Source organism: Pseudomonas sp. Teo4 (assembly GCF_034387475.1).
Lineage (GTDB): Bacteria > Pseudomonadota > Gammaproteobacteria > Pseudomonadales > Pseudomonadaceae > Aquipseudomonas.
This window is the reverse complement of sequence record NZ_JAXCIL010000002.1, coordinates 159,392-178,007: the sequence shown is the minus strand read 5'-3', so window position 1 is coordinate 178,007 and position 18,616 is coordinate 159,392. Positions and strand designations below refer to the sequence as shown.

Genomic DNA, 18,616 nt, shown 5'->3' with positions numbered 1-18,616 from the left:
AAGACGCTTGCCGAACGGGTAGTCGATAAAAAACAAAACCCCTTGAAGCTTCAGCTCTCAAGGGGTTGGTTCGTGATGCTGGTTAACGGTGGCTTACCAGTTGTAGCTCACCTTGGCAGTCACTTCACGGCCCGGGTTGTAGTAGTTCGCCGTGCCGGAACCGACCACGTGCTGCTCGTCGAACAGGTTGCTGACATTCACGGCAAGGTTGGTGCCCTTGGCGATCTCGTAGTTGAACGCGGCGTCGAACAGTGTGGTGCCATCGGTTTTCTTGTCGTTGGCGGCATCCATGTAATAGGCGCCGACATAGCGTGCGCCCAAGCCAACGCTGACGTCAGTACCGGGCACGTCGTAGTAGGTCCACAGCGAAGCGGAATGTTTCGGTGCAGTGGTCAGCGCGTTGCCCTTGATCGAGCTGCCGTCGTACAACGTGCCGCGTACGACCTCGGAGTCCATGTAGGAATAACCACCGACCAGGCTGACGTTCTCCGTCACCTGTGCCTTGGCCTCCAGATCGAGGCCGCGTACTCGCGACTCGCCGACGGTCTGCTGCTCGATGATGCCGCTAGGCAGTACCACGGCGATGGTGACGTTCTCCTGGGTCAGGTCATAAACGGCTGCCGAGAACAGTGCGTCCATCCCCATGGGCGAATACTTCACGCCCACTTCGTACTGCTTGCCTGTCTGGGGGGTAACGCCAACTTCGGGAGGCGAGACGGACTCCACCATGCTCACATAGGTGGAGACCTCATCGTTGACGATATAGGTCAGCGCACCGCGGTAACTGGTCTCGGAGAAGCTGTCGCTGTTGTCGTACTGCACCGGGCTGGAGAACAGGTTGTAGCCCTTGCTGGACAGGTCCATGGAGTCGTTGCGCACACCAGCCGTGACGATGAAACGATCGTAGAACGACAAGTTCTGCTGGAGGAACACAGCCTTGGTTGTCGCGTCGTTCTTCTCGCTGGTGTAGGGCGTTATGCCGCCTGGAACACCGGTAAACACGGGGTTGGCAATGTCGATGGAAGACGTCACGTCGTAGACGGAGCTGCTTTTGCTCGACGAATCGAGGTACTCCACGCCCACCAGGGTGCTGCTGTCGACGTGCTCGAATTGGGCGTCGTATTGCAGCATCAGGTTGCTGTTGAACTGATTGGAGTCGCTGTCGGTGCCAAAGACGTAGCGAGGAATCGTGGTGCCGACACGCGAGGCGCTGTCGCTCAGGTAGACATAACCGAAGTCATCGGTGAGTTCGCTGTAACGCAGGTTGCTGCGCAGCACGAAGCCATTGTCGAAGTCGTGGGTGATGTTGCCGCTGAGGCTGGTGCGCTCGACATCGTGGAAGTTGTAGCTGGGTTCACCGAAGAAGTCGCTGCGGTCGTATTCCTTGTCCAGTGGATAACCACCGCTGTTAGGCGAACTGTTGGTTTTCAGGTAGTCCAGCACCATGGTGGCCGACGTGTAGTCAGTGGGCGCCCAGGTGAGGCCTCCCATCACCAGCCGGCTGTCATCCTGCGAGTGATCGTACTCGCGGTCGCTGTTCTGCACCTTGGCGGTGAAGCGGCCGGCCAGGGTGTTGTCGTCGTTCAGCGCATTTCCGACATCGATGCCTGTCTCGGCGTGGTCGAAGGAGCCGTAGGTCACGTAACCCTGGCCGAAAGACTCGAAGCGCGGCTGCTTGCTCACGAAGTTCACCGAGCCTCCCGGGTCTGCCGGGCCGAACAGCGTGGAGTTGGCTCCACGCAGAATCTCGATGCGCTCATAGGCGAAAGGGTCTTCACGCACACCGCGCATCGAACTCAGGGTCAAGCCGTCACGGTAGGTGGTGGCCTGGAAACCACGGATCTGGAAGTAGTCGTTGCGGTCGTCGGTGCCGTAATAGTCGCTGACCACACCCGGGGTGTATTGCAGGGCCTCTTCTGTGGTGCTGACGCTGCGCTGCTCCATTTCCTTGCGGGTGACCACGGACACAGAGGCGGGGGTGTTGAGGATACTGGTCGCCACCTTGCCGCCGACCCAGAGTTCCTTGGCCACCACCGAGTTGCTGTCGTCATCGGCGCTGGCCTTGACCTTGGCGTTGATGATGACCGGCGCGAGGCGGTAATCCTCTGTTGCGGATGCTCCAAGGTCGAGCGGGCCGTCAGGCTTTTCGGCAGGTATCAGCAGGTAGGACGTTGGACCTTGCTGTGCACTCTGCAAATCGCTGCCCTGAAGCAGCGTCGACAGCGCTGTCGGTGTATCGAGCGCGCCGCTGACGCCCGGAGTATTGCGGTTCGCCACGCTTGGCGCATCGAAGGAAAGGCTGATGCCTGCCTCACGCGCAAAGCGGTCAAGTGCCGGTGCCAATGGGCCGGCAGGGATGTTCCACTGATGAACCTGTTGGCTGTGATCAGCGCTCGAAGGTTGCGCCTGCGACGCCAGTGCGTAGCTGCTGACGATCAACCCCAAGGCCGCAGCCTGAATGGCACGACTCAAGGGATGGCGCTGTGGAACAGGTGACGAACTCATATTCTCGCTCCGTGGAAGGGGTCGGCAGATTGGCCTGTATTCCGGCCTTCCTTACAGGTCGAACGAGAATGAGAAATTACATCATTTTATTTTCAAATTTGTGGAAAACATTTGCCGGGGCTTTGCCTTCGAGCGTTAAACCTCCGTATCGCCAAGCGATTCCGGGGGTTGAGCTTGTAAGCGCAAGTTAGGGGGTGGCATATTGCCTCGCTCTTGCCGTTGCCCGTGGCGGCTGCCGGTTTCCCTTCAAGGACTGATGTTGCATGAATCGCATGTTCGTAAGCCCATGGCTTTCCGTGTCGCCCAATGGCCCGGTGACATTTGCCCATCCGAAATCCCATGATCTGGTTCACCTGCGCCAAGGCGAAATGGACGGTGCCTGTGGGCCCTACTGTGTCGTGATGACTCTGATCGCACTGGGTGTGATAACGCGCGAAGATGCGCGATCATTGGACAGCTTCGATGGGCGGACGCGTCTGGGGCGTTTTCGCGAATCGCTCGCCATCTTCGGTGCCCTGGTTTCCGATGGTACCGACGACTTCGATGTGGAGTGGCTGGTCGATAGCTTCAAGCGGGTCGGAGTTACGACCGAGGTGCTGGAAGTGGCCTCGCGGCGCAAGAAGACCATCCGGAACATCGCCGATGCCATCGATGATCGCAAGATTCCCATCGTCGGCGTCGACTGGGAGGGCGGTTCCGGGCATTGGCTGCTGGTGATCGGTTACCAAGGCTACCAGGCCAACGACGAGGACGAATTGCAGATCACGCATCTGCTTTGCCTCGACCCCACCAGCGATGCCCCGCGGGTGTCTCTGTGGAACGCCGTGATCGAAGTATTCACGGAGGAAGGCGAGGCGGTGAACGAAGGCCGCTTCTACTGCCAGCACTGGGGGGCTAATGACACCCCGACGGCCTGCCGGATCGACCAGAGCGTGGTAGTCGGCCGGGACAAGAAAACCGAAGCGAATTTCTTCTACTGAGCGAGCCAGTGTGCTGGAGTTTCACCGTTGGATACGCATTTCAAGTTTCTGACATTGCCGCATGGTAACGGTACCGTGGCCAATGTATTCATCCATGGCTATAGCGCCGGGCACGATCTGCGGGACCGGCGGTCGTTGTCCAGGAGCATTCCCACGACTTTCCAAGACGGCCTCAACATCTTTGGCTTTTGGCCTTCGGGCCACATTCTGGAGATGGACTGGGAGACCGTGAAGTCCATGGCTGGCGGCCTGGGAAACACCGCTCAGGGGGTGATGGGGTTTGTGAGCGACCGGGTCCGGCACTTCACCCGCAGTCGCCTTAGGGCCGAGACCATGGGCCACGCTCTGCTCGCCGAGCTGGACAGCTATCTGATCAAGCATCATCCGTATGTGGCCTCGGTGAATCTGGTTGGTCATTCTCTTGGTGGGCGCGTGGTGGTAAGTGCCCTGCGTAAGATGGCGCTTCAACCTGGGAGCTTCGACCTGCCCATTCGTGATGTATTGCTGATGGCCGCCGCCGTCGAAGTCAGTGCGAAAGAAGCGTTGCAACTCAAGTCCCAGATCAAGGGCACGCTCTACAACGCCTGGTCTGCCAACGACAAAACCTTGCGCATGTGCATCGATGAAGCGTGCCTTGGTCGTAAAGCGGTTGAGCATTTCGAAAACGTTTCGATGGACGGCTTCGGGCACACGGATTACTGGCCGAAACTGCATGAAGTGCTGACCAAAAGTGGTTTTGCGGGGTTCAAGGGCCAGCAGTATCCGGCCCCGCTTGGCCAGGCTGACGCCTCAGGTGCAGACCCTGTCCGTGACGATTATCTGTTGCATGACGTTATCGAACTCTCGCCGCCCAAGGTACTGGACGAAGCCATCAAGCATCTTCAAACCAGCAGTTGGGCACGCCTCGATCACCAGGACCGGCTCTACGGCTTTACCCGTGAATTTCAGTTAGTCGCTGGTCATTGTCTGGCTAATCTTGCTCGCAGACGCGGCTTGCAGTACGCCGATGCCCTGGAGATGCTGGTCAGCCATTTCGACCTGAGCAAGGCGCTGCACGATTGCGCCTCTGTTCTTGAGGTCGAGGCGGCGTTGGTTCGCAAGTTTTTCGAGCACAGTTTTCCGGAGGGGCACCCGTTGTGCACCGATACCTTGACGGTGGTGAAAGGGCTGTCGGCAGATGAGTACTTTCAGCAGGTAGACGTATTGGCCGAGCGCCTTACCTTGGCCTCTTACGTCAAGAAGACACCGGCGACCAAGGACTCTGGCCAGGCCGTCGCAGCGGTCAGCGCTGCCCAGGTGGCGGAGCGAGCGGCCTCGACATTCGGGCGTGTCGTCACCAACTTGCTGACTGCCTTGAAACCCGGTTATTCGGCGTTGATTCCGACGGTGGCGATCATCTTCCATGCCCGGGTGAAGCTGAGTAAGCAGTACCTGAACAATTGACCTGTTTAGACTGACAGCCCTGCCATGTGGCCAAAAGAAAACCCCTTGGGCATTTCTGCCCAAGGGGTTTTTTGTGTCGCGGCTTTCCTGGTATCCCCATTTATTGATACAGAAGAAGATCCTCAGAAGAGTCCACCTCACCCCATTCGCCGGCATAGGCGAGGGCATGTATCGGGATCCGCCCTGCATCAATGACTTGCTGAAGCGTGTGGGTCATATGCACTTTGTCGCATTGTTCCGGAGGCATTGTTGAGCGTAGCCGAACGACTTCTGCCCATCCCTCAGGTGTGAAACGCAGAAGCCCCATGTATTGGCCCTGAATATCGTGTACCGATGTCGGCTTGTTGCCGATTTCGGCCAGAGTACCAGCAGGTGTCAGGCAAAAGGTTTCAGCGTCCAGTAACGGGTCGCCAAAACGGTCCGTCCACAGCGCCAGCCAATTCGGGTCATAGGTGACTGCCAGGGATGCCGTGCACGCCATCAACGACTGGACCGCCGCAGCGCTGTAGAAGATATCGGAGTAACTGATGATGCAAGGCTCATCTTGCAACCAGGACTCAGCACACGCCAATGACGACACCATATTGGTTTGCGCCCAGCGTGGATTATGAAACTCGATCAGCCCTTGGTCTGCCAATAGCTCTCGCTTGTAACCCGTCACGATGGCTATGTCGCTAATCCCTGCATCGTGCAGAGCTGCGAGTTGCCACTCCAACAATGGCTTGCCTCGCAATTCGACCATGCACTTCGGACGCTCGTCCGTAAGGCTTTTCATGCGGCTGCCACGTCCGGCAGCCAAAATAATGGCTTTCACAACAGTTCCACCTCATGAAATTCGTATGGTGTTCGCCTTGGCGAGTTGTGCAGTCTCACTTCAGAGCCGTTCACTCACCGAACAACATTCTCAATCGATGAATGTCATGTGGTGCAAAAACGTGCTCTCGCTCCGGGTGCCACATCCAGCCTTCCCAGGGCAGGCTCAGGTGTCGAATAGCTTCGATTTCCCCATCTTCACTGCGCGCCAGTATTTCAAACGCTTCCGGGCAATCGGCAAGTGCGAAACCGTGATAACTGTTCACCTCGGCAACAATCTGTCCTGACAGTTGATGCCGAGTTCGCACATGGCCCACCACCGGTTTCAGCTGGCCACCAAAGCAGTGCGCGATCATTTGCATACCCCGGCAAAGACCGAGTACTGGCAGGCGGTGGGATCGTGCATGATCAAGCAATCTGCCTTCGGTAGTATCACGCGCCGGGTACTGGCCGATGTCATTCCCTCCCGAAAGCACAATGGCCTGCGGCGAAAGTGCATTCAACCAGTCATGCAAGGCATCATGAGTCGCGCCCTGGCCGAGTGTTTGCAGGTACAACTCGTTGGGCACCGGCACCGGTAAATATCCGGCAACGAGTAGAAAGTTGACCAGTCGCTGGTCGAGTGCATCCCGACACTCGCCGCGCTTAGCAATCTCATCCACTCGCTGACTAATAGCTACTACCTTCATGCCAACACCTCCACCCAACGCCCAGAGCAGTCCAGGTGCAAGCGCTGAGCCGCCGACCAGCGACGATAGAGCACCTCTCCGGCACCGATAACCGCTGGCAGACCCAACTCACCGGCACGAATCGCCATGTGCGAATTAGCGCCGCCCCATGCTGTTATCAGGCCGGCAATCGGGTAGGCAAACAACCAGTCGAACCCTGGGTCTGCATTGGGAATACAGACAATCGCGCCGGCAAGCATATCTCGGTCTTCACCGCCGACCACAGGTGCTGTCACCTGTTTCTGGGTGATGAAGTTGGGTGCAGCATCGGGCCACTCGAAGGACCAGACATCCTCCGGTCGAGTAATGACTGGCGGCAGCGATATCTTGAGAGTTCTCTCATAGCGGGCCTTGCCTTGCTCTATGCTGCGCAACAGCAATTCCTTCGGATCTGTTGCAGCAACGTGCAATTCCTTCAGGACATTGATGTCGCAATAGGCCATGTCTTCACGGGTTATACCGTGTTGGGCGCCCACTTCGGCAATCAATGCCAAGGCATCCGAAAGGTTGCGGGTGAAATGGAATTTGGCCAGTTCGCGTAGTTCTATTCCGGATTGCATGAAGTCCAGCAAACCGACCGCGTCTGGTTGCAATCCATGCTCCTCCAACAGTTTCACGATTTCTCGCATCTGAGGAAGGGTCAGTGAGAAGGGCTTTACCGGTTCAGGGGCGGATGGACGCTGAGCCCAGTCGAAGTAGAGGTCCGGTGCCTCATCGTAACGGGGTGAGAGGATGTCGTAGGTACCGGGGCGCAAGTGGCCGTAGCGCGCCAGAAAGGTCGCCTTGTCCAGTGTTGCCCGATCGCGTGCCAATTGACCACTGACGGTTGAAACCCCTCCCATGAAACTGTCGTAATCAGCCTGAGAGAACACGCCTACCGTGACCAGGGACTTGAGCATCTGCACCGCGACGAAGCCGGCTCGGGCTAGACCGGCAAATGGCAGGGTGCCGTAACGTTTGGCATCCTCCAGCAGCCAGTAAATACGGTCCAGAGGGTCAGCGTTGGAGGCCAGCAACTCCTCGCGCCGTTTGTTGAGCGTTTCGAGCTTGTTGGCATCGGCTCGCCATAAGCCATCTTTGGGGTGAACGATGCGGTTGGTCAGTTTGCGCAAACTGGTGCTGATGGCCTCCAGTTCGTGTTCCAGGAAACCGGCACTGGCCAAACGCTCCAGTCGTTGCGACAAGTCCAGTGTGTAGCACGAGAAAACAATTTCGAACTCCACCTTGTCGTGTAGTGTCGGCTCGGCCAGCAGCCGATCAATGTAGTGATCAACCAGCCGCCCGGCTAGACCCTCATCAAGGTCCGCTGGAATGAACGAGTTGAACGACAAACGCACATCGATATAGGGCAACCCGAAAAAATGCGGCATCAATGGGAAGCTGCGCAAGTTCCGGTAACCATAGTTATGACGCTGGTAGGCCCAGATAGAGTCGGTTACCAAATCCCGATACAGTGAGAGTGCCAGCGGCTTGGGACGGATGCCGATAATTTCGGCGGGATTCCAGTCCGGCATCACGCCGTAAACGGTACGTTGGCCCATCAAGAATGGGTGCGGTTGCATACCCCGCGCCACCTTACGCTGAATACCGTCCAACCGAGTGGCTTGGTCAGATTCGGACTCCGCAGCGGTTGGCAAAATCAACGGACGGGCTTGCAACAGCCACAGCACTTCGCCTTCTGCTTCGCGCGTGACTGCGAACTCGCAATCGATCGGAACGCCACCAAACAGTTCCAGCAACTCTTCGAGCAAAACGATGGTTGGCGCGAGGCTTGGCGGAGGTGGGAGTTTGCTAAGTGCTGCCTGCTGCCATAACCGCCCGCCCATACCGCCAGTGACGGATGCGGTGTCATTGCCCTCCGACCAGTTCACCACTCGATAGGGGGCACAGGTATTCGGGTCGTGGGAAAAGGCAACGCCGGAGCGCACGACTTTCTCCAGCATCGGCTGAATCAGTACCTCGTCAGCCTGGTGCGCATCGCCATAACTGGCGATCACCCTTTCGATCGCTGATTCCAAGTCTGCTTCATAGACATCAGGAATCGAGAGAAAAGCGCCGGCACTGGACGCTTGTGTACCATCCTCACGCTGGCAACTGGAGCGCACGATCCATGGACCGTCTCCCAGCCGTCCACGGATATCCCGAAAACAGGCATGCCGCCCCATCTGCCAGTCGCTGACGGTGAACGACAGCAAGCGCGCAATGCGAGCTGACTGGAGTCGCTCCTGGAGGCTGATCAATGTGCCGGCCTTGGTAGAGAAATGCAGCGCCATCGGCATTATCTCAACTGGGCAATCCAAATATTGGTCGAGTACGGAATCTGGATCGAAGCGGTATCAAGACTTCTCAGGTAATCCTCGATTGCGCTAATCACCTCATGGAATTTCGCCCCGGCTTGGCGTTCCAGCGTCGCGTGCGAACGCCAGGCTTCCAGGCACTGCTCGATCGTTTGTTGGTGAGTGATACGCGCATCCAGATGTACAACAGGACCGAAAAGTGCGCTCGCATCTATGACTGCAGTTTGATCTTCACGACGGGTGCCATAGCCGTAGCCCTGTACGTGCTCTTTAATGATGGCTTCGATCCGGGCCTGGATAGGATCATCAAGATGGCGGTGATTCCACATGCAGGCGAACCAGCCTCGGGGTTTGAGAATCCGTGCAGTCTCCTTGAGTGCCTGCTGGCGGTCGCAGACGTTGAAGGAACTGCCAAAGGTAACCATATCGAACGCTTTGGAGGCTTGTCCGGTGGATTCACCAGTGCCTTCATACCAACTGACATTGGCCAGGTCGGTGGTGCGCTTGATGCCGTTGCGTCGCATGGCATCATTGGGTTCTACGGCCATGACGTCCATGCCGCGAGCGGCCAGCATCATGGTCAGGTGTGCTACGCCTGCTCCGACATCGCAGACCTTGTCGCCTTTCTTGGTCCCTGCAATTGACAGCATCGCATCGATCGCAGCATCGGCGTAGTCAGGACGCTCAAGGTAAGCGTCAGCCAGGATGGTGTAGTCCCATTCGGTTTTCATACCAATTTCCTTTTATAAAAACGGTCCAGTAAGTCATGAGTTAGCGTTTTTAACGTGCGGTGTGGCTCAAACTCCACCACCCAATCTGCCGAGCCTGGTTCATCAATTGGCAAGTCGAGCCCCGCGACGTTGTGTAACTCACCTGCGTCAAATCGTCGATAGATGTCCTTGGGGTCCCGGCGACGCAGTTCCTCCACCGGGACTTTCAAGTAGACTTCGAAATAGCCGGGCAAGTGGGCTCGGTTCCATGCATGAATCTCGCGGAAAAGCGAAATGGTTGCGATCACCACGATGTGCCCTTGAGCAGCAATGACCCTGCACAGATGAGCGTATTGCATGGCCAGCGCCAAACGCGCCTCTCTGTCGTAGTTTTGCGGGCGGATGGCCGTCGTGCCAAATACATCGCGCAGTTCATCCCCATCCAGCATGACTACCGAGTTGCCTTGGTGTCGAAGCCCGGCAACAACCTCTCGGGCTAGTGTTGATTTTCCCGCCCCCGACAACCCTGTAATCCATACCACTTGCCCGGTGAAGTCAACGTTCATATCGACCTGGTTCATATGCAGTCTATAAGTAGGGCTGTTACAGTACGTTGTTTATGGTTTTGATTGCGTCGCCATTAGCAGCCATTGCAAAGTAGCAAAAAACGGAATCATGCTGTTTTTCAACCAGGTCCTGGAAGACTTCCTCCGGATGATGGAAGCCCCCGAACTCAGACTCGTAAAATGCTTTGTAAATGGCGTAATGTTGTTCGGGGGAGAGCAGTTCAAATCCATGTAACAGGTCTTTCAGTTCATTGCCATTTTTAGCGATGGGTAGAAAATTGCCAGTTTGCTCGAGCCACGCATTGACGATAGGGTGACTTTCACTGTCGGATGGAACGTAATAAATGGGCAGCCTGCAGGTGTTGAGCATAAATGAAACGCCCCCGCTCGAAGCATCGGTGATTACCGTGTCACACTGTCGGTAAAATTCCTCACTACGCCCCTTGGTTTCATCTATTTTAATCCACGGATACTGGGAAAGCTGTTCGCACATCTCTTTAATATAAGGATGTTCGAAATCAGTCATGTAAGGCCGTAAAATAATACTCGCGTGAGGGACTTGGGCCTTGACTGCGTTTATGACCTCTACCATGTTTTCAAATAGAGAAGCGCCGCTTGGGCAGATCCCTTTTTGCGTTGGAAGAATACCAACAACATATTTGCCAGGCGTTCGCAAAAAGGCGGGAGGGGAGTTTAAGATTTCGGGGATCTTGACAGGTAGCGTCGAGATGGCGCTGGTTTTTCGAAGGTCAGAGCGTAGTGTTTTATAGTCGAATGATAGAAATGTATTTCTGTCATGTCTGTAGAGCTGTAGACCTTTCTGCAGCAAAGCAAAAAACGATCTGGATGGGGAAACAATCGCGTCAAAAAGTGACATCAAACTGGAGGCATAATATTTATCCTTGATGGGCATGCCGACGTTACCATGCGAGATAAATACTGCAAAGTTTGACTCGTCTAGCGCTCTTCCAATAAAGGCGTCATTCGAGATGATTACTTGTGAATTTAGTTGTACGATGTAGTCGAGCTCAACTTCTTCAACTGGGTGGCCTAACGTCTGCTCTGCTTCGCTCTTGGTTACGCCGGTAAGCTTTGTGGTGAGAACTATGCAGTTGTATTTGTCTCGAAGCGCTTTTAGAGGTGGCAGTAAATATTCGAGATATGTTTTTCCACCATTCTGTACATTGTTTATCAGGTAAATGTTTTTCATGGTAAAAATCGTACTTTAAAGTCGTCCTGGACGTAATAATTTTTAGTCGGATAAGTCAAGGCTAAGGATTATTCGATCATGCCCCACGCCTATCTCCCTTCGTTGCTTACGCACACTGGCTACCAAGCGTAAATCAGCTAAAGTAGTATTGAATTTCTTTAAAAAATAAATGGTTAAGCTTGTATTTTAGAAATTATTTGATCCTACCATGCAGTATGTGAATCTGCCACTATCTCGAACGGAATTGTTTCTCGTGCGTCTACAGACTATTGCCATTCGAGTTGCATAGAGTTGCTTGCCATTCTTTTTCAGGTCTTCTGAGACTTCGCTGGAAAAGAAAAACCCCTTGAGGCGGTGATCCTCAAGGGGTTTCGGGTTCATCAGGCTCCGGCTAGGCCTGATGACGGTTTAGACGTTGAAGCGGAAGTGCATCACATCGCCGTCTTTGACGATGTAGTCCTTGCCTTCCAGACGCCATTTACCGGCTTCCTTCGCGCCGCCTTCACCCTTGAACTGGATGAAGTCGTCGTAGGCCACCACTTCAGCGCGGATGAAGCCTTTTTCGAAGTCGGTGTGGATCACACCAGCAGCCTGCGGCGCAGTGGCACCGACGCGGACGGTCCAGGCGCGTACTTCCTGCACGCCGGCAGTGAAGTAGGTCTGCAGGTTCAGCAGTTGGTAGCCGGCGCGAATCACGCGGTTCAGGCCTGGCTCTTCCAGGCCCAGGGCCTCGAGGAACATGTCTTTCTCTTCGCCTTCATCCAGCTCGGCGATTTCCGCTTCGATCTTGTTGCACACTGGCACCACGACCGCGCCTTCTTCCTCGGCGATGGCCTTGACCACGTCCAGGTGCGGGTTGTTCTCGAAGCCGTCTTCGGCAACGTTGGCGATGTACATGACCGGCTTGCTGGTCAGCAGGTGGAAGCCACGGATAACGGCCTTTTCGTCGTCAGCCATGTTCTTCATCAGGCTGCGCGCAGGCTTGCCTTCGGTGAAGTGAGGGATCAGCTTCTCCAGAATGGCCTTCTGCGCCAGGGCTTCCTTGTCGCCGCCCTTGGCGTTGCGGGCAACCTTCTGCAGTTGCTTCTCGCAGCTGTCGAGGTCGGCGAAGATCAGTTCGAGGTCGATGATCTCGATGTCACGCTTGGGGTCGACGCTGTTGGAAACGTGAATCACGTTCTCGTCTTCGAAGCAGCGCACCACGTGGGCGATAGCGTCAGTTTCGCGGATGTTGGCCAGGAACTTGTTGCCCAGGCCTTCACCTTTCGAGGCGCCCGCCACCAGGCCGGCGATGTCGACGAACTCCATGGTGGTCGGCAGGATGCGGTTAGGTTTGACGATTTCCGCCAGCGCATTCAGGCGCGCGTCAGGCATCGGCACAATGCCGCTGTTCGGCTCGATGGTGCAGAAAGGGAAGTTCTCCGCCGCGATGCCGGACTTGGTCAGGGCGTTGAACAGGGTGGACTTGCCGACGTTGGGCAGGCCGACGATGCCGCAATTGAAACCCATGGGTGTTCCCCTCTCTAGGAAATCAGGCCTTCTGGCTGTGCAGTTCGCGCATCGCCTTGGCGAAGTCGCCGGCAAGCACGTCCGGCATCACGCCGAGGGCAAAATCGATGCTGGCGTCGAGCTTCTCCTGCTCGGCGCGCGGCGCGCGGCCCAGGACGAAGTTGGAGACCAGTTTGGCGTCGCCCGGGTGGCCTATGCCAAGCCGCAGGCGGTGGAAGTCGTTCTGGTTGCCGAGCTGCGCGATGATGTCGCGCAGGCCGTTGTGCCCACCATGGCCGCCGCCGCGCTTGAGCTTGGCAACGCCCGGGGGCAGGTCGAGTTCGTCATGCGCCACCAGAATGGCCTCCGGCTTGATCCGGAAGAAATTGGCCAATGCCGCCACGGACTGGCCGCTGCGGTTCATGTAGGTGGTCGGGATCAACAGACGAACGTCGTTGCCCTGATGGCTGAATTTAGCCGTCAGGCCGAAATATTTTTTGTCAGCGGTCAGCGAAACGCGCTGGGCGCTGGCAATGCGTTCAACGAAAAGAGCCCCTGCGTTATGCCGGGTCTGTTCGTATTCGGGGCCGGGGTTACCCAGGCCAACGATCAACTGGATGGCGGTCACGTCAGGGGCTCTTCCTTGGAGTTGGTGGGTTACAGGCGCGGGGCACTGTAACCCGATCAACACCGGCGTGCGAGTGGATTACTCGGCAGCGCCTTCAGCTTCTGGAGCAACGCGCGGAGCGTGAACGTTGGCAACAGCTTTGTCATCACCGTGGGCCAGAGCAACGAACTCTACGCCTTTCGGAGCTTTCAGGTCCGACAGGTGGATGATGGTGCCGATTTCAGCCTTGGCCAGGTCGACTTCGATGAACTCAGGCAGGTCTTTGGCTTCGCAGGAAACTTCAACCTCAGCCACTACGTGGGAGATTTCGCCGCCTTTCTTGACCGGAGCTTCTTCGTTGATGAAGTGAACCGGTACTTTAGCGGTCAGTTTCTGGCCAGCAACGACGCGAACGAAGTCGGCGTGCATGATGAAGCCTTTGGCTGGGTGACGCTGCATGGCCTTGACCACGACGTTCTGCTTGGCGCCGTCGACGTTCAGTTCGATAACGTGGCTGAAGGCAGCTTCGTTTTCGAACAGCTTGGCGATTTCCTTGGCCAGGATGGTCAGGGATTGGGCTTCTTTATCGCCACCGTAAACAACGGCAGGGATGTTGGCGGAGTGACGCAGGCGGCGGCTCGCACCTTTCCCCAGGTCAGTACGCGCTTGGGCGTTCAGGATGAAGTCAGTCATTTTGTATCTCCAAAATAGCCTCCCGAGGGCGTTTGCGACCAGCGCCAACGGGGATGGCAAAAAAGCCCCGCCCCAACAACCAGTGTTGGGGCGGGGCGCTTTTCGTCAGCAGGTGTTCCGCTTAGCGGAACATCGCGCTGATCGATTCTTCGTTGCTGATGCGGCGTACCGCTTCAGCGACAACCGGTGCGATATCCAACTGGCGGATACGGTCACAGGCTTGAGCAGCGGCGGACAGCGGAACGGTGTTGGTCACCACCAGCTCGTCCAGTACCGACTTCTCGATGTTCTCGATCGCGCGGCCCGACAGGACAGGGTGCGTGCAGTAGGCGTAAACCTTGGCAGCGCCGTGTTCTTTCAGGGCCTTGGCCGCGTGGCACAGGGTGCCGGCGGTGTCGACCATATCGTCTACCAGGATGCAGGTGCGTCCTTCGACGTCGCCGATGATGTGCATAACCTCGGAGTGGTTAGCCTTCTCGCGGCGTTTGTCGATGATACCCAGGTCGACACCCAGGGACTTGGCGACGGCACGTGCGCGCACGACACCACCAATGTCCGGGGAGACGATCATCAGGTTCTCGAAACGCTGGTCTTCGATGTCGTCGACCAGTACGGGCGAGCCGTAGATGTTGTCGACGGGGATATCGAAGAAGCCTTGGATCTGGTCAGCGTGCAGGTCGACGGTGAGAACACGGTCGATACCCACGACAGTGAGCATGTCAGCGACGACTTTGGCGCTGATGGCTACACGTGCCGAACGCGGACGGCGGTCCTGGCGGGCATATCCGAAGTAAGGAATCACGGCGGTGATTCGGGATGCTGAGGAGCGGCGGAAGGCATCGGCCATCACTACCAGTTCCATCAGGTTATCGTTGGTCGGGGCACAAGTCGGCTGAATAATGAAGACGTCTTTACCGCGGACATTTTCATTGATCTCAGTGCTGATTTCGCCGTCGGAGAATTTACCGACAGAGACGTCACCGAGAGGGATATGCAGCTGACGTACGACACGCCGAGCCAGATCGGGGTTGGCGTTCCCCGTAAAGACCATCATCTTGGACACGCGCAGTACCTGAAGGCTGAGGGTAACCTGGATGAGTATAAAGAAAATGGCAGGGGCGGCTGGATTCGAACCAACGCATGGCAGGATCAAAACCTGCTGCCTTACCGCTTGGCGACGCCCCTGTATCTGTTGCTGCGAGCGCTATGCACTCGACTTCTTGACCAGACTTTGCAGCTTACGATGCAACATCGAAACATTGCTTCCTTTCGCCACAAACCCTGTTTGGGTCGCTGAAAGAAGGGCCAGAACTTTATCAGCTTCGGCTTTGCTTGGGAAGGCCCCAAACACACAACTTCCAGTGCCGGTTAATCGAGCATCAGTGAATTTACCTAGTGAATTCAACGCATTGCGAACTTCTGGGTAACTCTGCTCTACCACCGGTTGGCAGTCATTTCGACTGTTTCCCTCGGGAACGGGGCGCATCTTAAGGGGGAGCGAATCACGTGTCAACTGTGGATGCGAAAAAATTTCTACAGTGCTGACAGAGACTTGCGGCACCAGCACGACATACCAAGGCTCTTCGGGGTCGACCGGAGTCAGTTGCTCGCCCACGCCCTGGGCGAACGCCGCATGACCACGAACGAACACTGGCACATCCGCACCCAGGGACAGGCCCAGGGTGGCCAGGCGATCTTCATCCCAGCCCAGTTGCCACAGATGGTCGAGTGCCAGCAGAGTGGTCGCTGCATCGGAACTGCCGCCACCAATGCCTCCGCCCATTGGCAGGACCTTGGTCAGCCAGATGTCGGCCCCCAGGCCGGTGCCGGACTGTTCCTGCAGTTTACGGGCGGCGCGCACGATCAGGTTGCTGTCATGCGGTACCGAGTCGATCTCGGTGTGCAGGCGGATCTGGCCATCGTCACGCAGGGCGAAGCTCAACTCGTCGCCGTGGTCGAGGAACTGGAATACGGTTTCCAGTTCGTGGTAACCGTCTGGACGGCGACCGACGATATGCAGCCACAGGTTGAGTTTGGCCGGGGCGGGCAGGGTGAGCTTTGACATGGGCTCAGTGCCCCAGCTGGCGTGGCTGCCAGTCCTTGACCACCAGGGTCACGTCGAGGTTTTCGCCGTGCAGCTTCATGCGTTCGGGCAGCCAGTAGCCGTTTTGCTGGGTATAGCTCAGGTACTGCACTTGCCATCCGTCCTGATTCAGGCTGGCCAGGCGGCTGTCGTCATCCAGGGTCAGCTGGCTCTTGCTGTCCGGGGCCGGTAGGCCACGCACCCACCACACCAGGTGCGAGACCGGCAATTGCCAGCCCAGTTGTTCTTCGAGCAGAGCCTCGGGGCTGTCTGCCTCGAAGCGGCCCTGGTTGGCGACCTCCAGTACCACGCCACCCGGGCGGCCGGTCAGGCGTGCGGCACCACGGCCAAGCGGGCCGGCCAGGCGGATGTCGTAGTAATCCTGGCGTTGCAGCCAGAACAGTGTGCCGCTGCCGGAGTCGCGCGGGGCGCGAATACCGACCTTGCCGTTGATCTGCCAGCCGTCGAGGGTGCTCAGCTGTTCTTTATGGGCACGCCACTGCTGTGGGTTGCCTTGGCCATGCAGGGCTTCGCGGGAACCGAAGCCAGCACAGCCGGCAAGCAGGGCGATCAGGGAAAAGGTGATGCAATGGCGCAGGAACATGGCGTTAAAGGGTCTCGGATCCGGTCAGGCGCAAGACGGTCTTGCGCAGGATAGGGCTGTCGGGCTGAGCTTCGAAGGCCTTGGCCCAGACCTGGCGAGCTTCGCGGCGCTTGCCGTTGGCCCACAGCACCTCGCCCAGGTGGGCAGCCACTTCATGGTCGGGGAAGCGCTCGAAGGCCTGGCGCAGGTAGCGTTCGGCTTCATCGAGGTTGCCCAGGCGGTAGGCGACCCAGCCCAGGCTGTCGAGCACGGCCGGGTCGTCCGGGGTGAGCTGGTGGGCCTTGTCGATCAGTGCCTTGGCCTCGGTGTAGCGAGTGGTGCGGTCGGCCAGGGTGTAGCCAAGCGCGTTCAGCGCCATGGCGTTTTCCGGCTGGCGAGCGATGATGGCGCGCAGGTCTTGTTCCATTTGCGGCAGGTCATCACGCTTTTCGGCCAGCATGGCGCGGGTGTAAAGCAGGTTGAGGTCATCCGGGAAGCGCTTGAGGGCCTGTTGCAACACTTGGTCGGCCTGGGCGTCCTTGTTGTTGTTGCTGTAGCTTTCCGACTCCACCAGGTACAGCTGGATAGCAAGGTCCGGCTGGGCTTCACGGGCTTCGGCAAGCAGGCGCGAGGCCTCGGTGCCGCGACCGTTGGCGATCAGGATATCGGCCTGGCGTAGTTGCGCCGGCAGGTAGTCGGGGCCGGTGCCGACCAGGGCATATTCACGCAGGGCGCCCTCGGGGTCGTGGCGTTCCTCACGGATGCGTCCCAGGTTGAGGTGGGCGGCATCGACATTACTGTCGCGCTCGATCAGCTCTTGCAGATAGCTTTCGGCTTCATCCCAGTCCTTGTTCTCCATGCACACCAGCGCCAGGGAGTAACGCAACTCGTCATCTTCCGGGTATTGCTGGACCAGGCTGAGGAATTCGCCCTTGGCGTCGGCGATGCGGTCCTGCTCGACCAAGGTGCGGGCGTAGGTCAGACGCAGGCGCTTGTCGTCCGGGTTGTCGCGGATCGCACCGCGCAACAGTGGCAAGGCCTCAGGGCCGCGGTCGAGGGCCTGGAGCAGGCGCGCGCGCAGCAGAATCGGGGCTATTTCGCCGTTCTGCGGTGGGTGCGCTTCAAGCAGGTCGAGAGCTTGCTGGGGCTTGCCGTCCTGGTTGAGCAGCAGGGCCTTGCCGAACACCAGCTGGCTGTTGTCAGGATATTTGACCAACAGACGCTCGAAGCTTTGCATCAGGCCGTCGCGGGTGCCTTGATCGGTTTCGGCGGCGGACAGGGCGAGGAAGTCGAAGTGGGTATCGCCCTGGCCCTGAAGCACCTTTTCCATGTAGGCCATGGAGTCGTCATAGCGGCCGGCGCGTGCCAGCTGGACAGCGGCGGCGCGTTGGGCGTCGAGGTTCTGTGGGTCGTTGCGGGCCCAGATGAGCGCACTGTCCAGGGCCGGCTCATCCGCGCCCAGGTACTCGGCGATGCGGTAGGCACGCTCGGAAACGCCGGGGTCCTGGGTCTTCTCGGCCTGGTCGGTGTAGTTGGCCAGGGCGATGTCGAAGCGATTGCGCTGGCCGGCCAGCTCTGCCACCAACAGGCTATACAGCGTGTCCTGTGTGAACGACCCATACACCACGGGCTTGTCGGCCTCAGCCTTGCCAGCCTCGGCGACGGGCGGTTCGGCTTGTTGCGGGGCCAGGCTCTGGCAGCCCTGGAGCAGGGCGAGGGCAAGCAGCAATGCGTAGGGTCTGTTCATAAATGAGGCTTAGAAGGACTAACCGGCGGTCGGAGCATGATGACACAAGCGCGGGGGCAAACCCACCGGCGAAGGTCGCGGTTTACAGGGATGGCCTGGGATTATTGGGACAATAGCGAACGGTGGTTGTTCTAAAACCTGTGAAAGAGGACAATTATCGGCT

The 18,616-nt window shown here is 57.7% G+C and carries 16 protein-coding genes and 1 tRNA gene; 2 read left to right on the top strand and 15 right to left on the bottom strand.

The features are described from left to right. Positions 1–93 precede the first annotated feature (93 nt). Positions 94–2,505 carry a TonB-dependent siderophore receptor gene (locus PspTeo4_RS17185; protein WP_322365106.1) on the bottom strand — a complete coding sequence of 804 codons (2,412 nt, stop codon included), beginning with the start codon at positions 2,503–2,505 and terminating at the stop codon, positions 94–96. Positions 2,506–2,768: 263 nt separating this feature from the next. Here PspTeo4_RS17185 and PspTeo4_RS17180 point away from each other — a divergent pair, with 263 nt between their 5' ends. Both PspTeo4_RS17180 and PspTeo4_RS17175 read left to right on the top strand, forming a co-directional pair. Then, positions 2,769–3,485 (top strand): hypothetical protein, encoded by a 717-nt coding sequence (locus PspTeo4_RS17180; RefSeq protein ID WP_322365105.1) that lies wholly within the window; start codon positions 2,769–2,771, stop codon positions 3,483–3,485. A 27-nt stretch (positions 3,486–3,512) separates the two neighbouring features. Beyond that, the gene (locus tag PspTeo4_RS17175) at positions 3,513–4,928 is read left to right on the top strand and encodes a DUF726 domain-containing protein (RefSeq protein WP_322365104.1); all 1,416 of its coding nucleotides are present in this window, start codon (positions 3,513–3,515) and stop codon (positions 4,926–4,928) included. 100 nt (positions 4,929–5,028) lie between these two features. On the opposite strand, the gene PspTeo4_RS17170 is transcribed toward PspTeo4_RS17175, so the two are convergent. From PspTeo4_RS17170 to PspTeo4_RS17105, 14 genes are all read right to left on the bottom strand, one after another. Continuing rightward, complete coding sequence (locus PspTeo4_RS17170) at positions 5,029–5,742, bottom strand: phosphocholine cytidylyltransferase family protein (protein ID WP_322365103.1); 714 nt, start codon at positions 5,740–5,742, stop codon at positions 5,029–5,031. Between the two features lie 70 nt (positions 5,743–5,812). Next, entirely contained in the window at positions 5,813–6,430 is a 618-nt protein-coding gene (locus PspTeo4_RS17165; RefSeq protein WP_322365102.1) for a gamma-glutamyl-gamma-aminobutyrate hydrolase family protein, read from the bottom strand. Beyond that, positions 6,427–8,742, bottom strand: coding sequence for a PEP-utilizing enzyme (locus tag PspTeo4_RS17160; protein ID WP_322365100.1), 2,316 nt, complete (start codon positions 8,740–8,742; stop codon positions 6,427–6,429). The genes PspTeo4_RS17165 and PspTeo4_RS17160 overlap by 4 nt, the downstream gene beginning before the upstream one ends. Positions 8,743–8,747: 5 nt before the next feature. Next, entirely contained in the window at positions 8,748–9,497 is a 750-nt protein-coding gene (locus PspTeo4_RS17155) for a class I SAM-dependent methyltransferase (RefSeq protein ID WP_322365098.1), read from the bottom strand. Continuing rightward, a complete protein-coding gene (locus PspTeo4_RS17150; RefSeq protein ID WP_322365096.1) occupies positions 9,494–10,057 on the bottom strand; it encodes an adenylyl-sulfate kinase in 564 nt (187 codons plus the stop codon). Before PspTeo4_RS17150 ends, PspTeo4_RS17155 begins: the two co-directional genes overlap by 4 nt. A 22-nt stretch (positions 10,058–10,079) precedes the next feature. Beyond that, positions 10,080–11,252, bottom strand: coding sequence for a hypothetical protein (locus tag PspTeo4_RS17145; RefSeq protein ID WP_322365094.1), 1,173 nt, complete (start codon positions 11,250–11,252; stop codon positions 10,080–10,082). Positions 11,253–11,660: 408 nt separating this feature from the next. Next, entirely contained in the window at positions 11,661–12,761 is a 1,101-nt protein-coding gene (gene ychF / locus PspTeo4_RS17140; protein ID WP_322365092.1) for a redox-regulated ATPase YchF, read from the bottom strand. A 22-nt stretch (positions 12,762–12,783) separates the two neighbouring features. Continuing rightward, complete coding sequence (gene pth, locus PspTeo4_RS17135; protein WP_322365090.1) at positions 12,784–13,368, bottom strand: aminoacyl-tRNA hydrolase; 585 nt, start codon at positions 13,366–13,368, stop codon at positions 12,784–12,786. 78 nt (positions 13,369–13,446) lie between these two features. Then, positions 13,447–14,040 carry a 50S ribosomal protein L25/general stress protein Ctc gene (locus tag PspTeo4_RS17130; RefSeq protein WP_322365088.1) on the bottom strand — a complete coding sequence of 198 codons (594 nt, stop codon included), beginning with the start codon at positions 14,038–14,040 and terminating at the stop codon, positions 13,447–13,449. 121 nt (positions 14,041–14,161) lie between these two features. Next, entirely contained in the window at positions 14,162–15,103 is a 942-nt protein-coding gene (locus PspTeo4_RS17125) for a ribose-phosphate pyrophosphokinase (protein ID WP_003247410.1), read from the bottom strand. Positions 15,104–15,150: 47 nt separating this feature from the next. Beyond that, positions 15,151–15,225, bottom strand: a tRNA-Gln gene (locus tag PspTeo4_RS17120). 19 nt (positions 15,226–15,244) lie between these two features. Next, complete coding sequence (gene ispE, locus PspTeo4_RS17115) at positions 15,245–16,105, bottom strand: 4-(cytidine 5'-diphospho)-2-C-methyl-D-erythritol kinase (RefSeq protein WP_322365086.1); 861 nt, start codon at positions 16,103–16,105, stop codon at positions 15,245–15,247. A 4-nt stretch (positions 16,106–16,109) separates the two neighbouring features. Continuing rightward, complete coding sequence (gene lolB, locus PspTeo4_RS17110) at positions 16,110–16,727, bottom strand: lipoprotein insertase outer membrane protein LolB (RefSeq protein WP_322365084.1); 618 nt, start codon at positions 16,725–16,727, stop codon at positions 16,110–16,112. Positions 16,728–16,731: 4 nt separating this feature from the next. Then, positions 16,732–18,453 carry a tetratricopeptide repeat protein gene (locus PspTeo4_RS17105; protein ID WP_322365082.1) on the bottom strand — a complete coding sequence of 574 codons (1,722 nt, stop codon included), beginning with the start codon at positions 18,451–18,453 and terminating at the stop codon, positions 16,732–16,734. Positions 18,454–18,616: the final 163 nt, after the last annotated feature.

Bases quoted from the DNA above. Each gene is read 5' to 3' on its own strand.
- PspTeo4_RS17165 (WP_322365102.1), bottom strand. From the start codon at position 6,430: ATGAAGGTAGTAGCTATTAGTCAGCGAGTGGATGAGATTGCTAAGCGC.
- PspTeo4_RS17185 (WP_322365106.1), bottom strand. From the start codon at position 2,505: ATGAGTTCGTCACCTGTTCCACAGCGCCATCCCTTGAGTCGTGCCATT.
- PspTeo4_RS17145 (WP_322365094.1), bottom strand. From the start codon at position 11,252: ATGAAAAACATTTACCTGATAAACAATGTACAGAATGGTGGAAAAACA.
- PspTeo4_RS17130 (WP_322365088.1), bottom strand. From the start codon at position 14,040: ATGACTGACTTCATCCTGAACGCCCAAGCGCGTACTGACCTGGGGAAA.
- ychF (WP_322365092.1), bottom strand. From the start codon at position 12,761: ATGGGTTTCAATTGCGGCATCGTCGGCCTGCCCAACGTCGGCAAGTCC.
- PspTeo4_RS17160 (WP_322365100.1), bottom strand. From the start codon at position 8,742: ATGGCGCTGCATTTCTCTACCAAGGCCGGCACATTGATCAGCCTCCAG.
- lolB (WP_322365084.1), bottom strand. From the start codon at position 16,727: ATGTTCCTGCGCCATTGCATCACCTTTTCCCTGATCGCCCTGCTTGCC.
- PspTeo4_RS17155 (WP_322365098.1), bottom strand. From the start codon at position 9,497: ATGAAAACCGAATGGGACTACACCATCCTGGCTGACGCTTACCTTGAG.
- ispE (WP_322365086.1), bottom strand. From the start codon at position 16,105: ATGTCAAAGCTCACCCTGCCCGCCCCGGCCAAACTCAACCTGTGGCTG.
- PspTeo4_RS17180 (WP_322365105.1), top strand. From the start codon at position 2,769: ATGAATCGCATGTTCGTAAGCCCATGGCTTTCCGTGTCGCCCAATGGC.
- PspTeo4_RS17105 (WP_322365082.1), bottom strand. From the start codon at position 18,453: ATGAACAGACCCTACGCATTGCTGCTTGCCCTCGCCCTGCTCCAGGGC.
- PspTeo4_RS17150 (WP_322365096.1), bottom strand. From the start codon at position 10,057: ATGAACCAGGTCGATATGAACGTTGACTTCACCGGGCAAGTGGTATGG.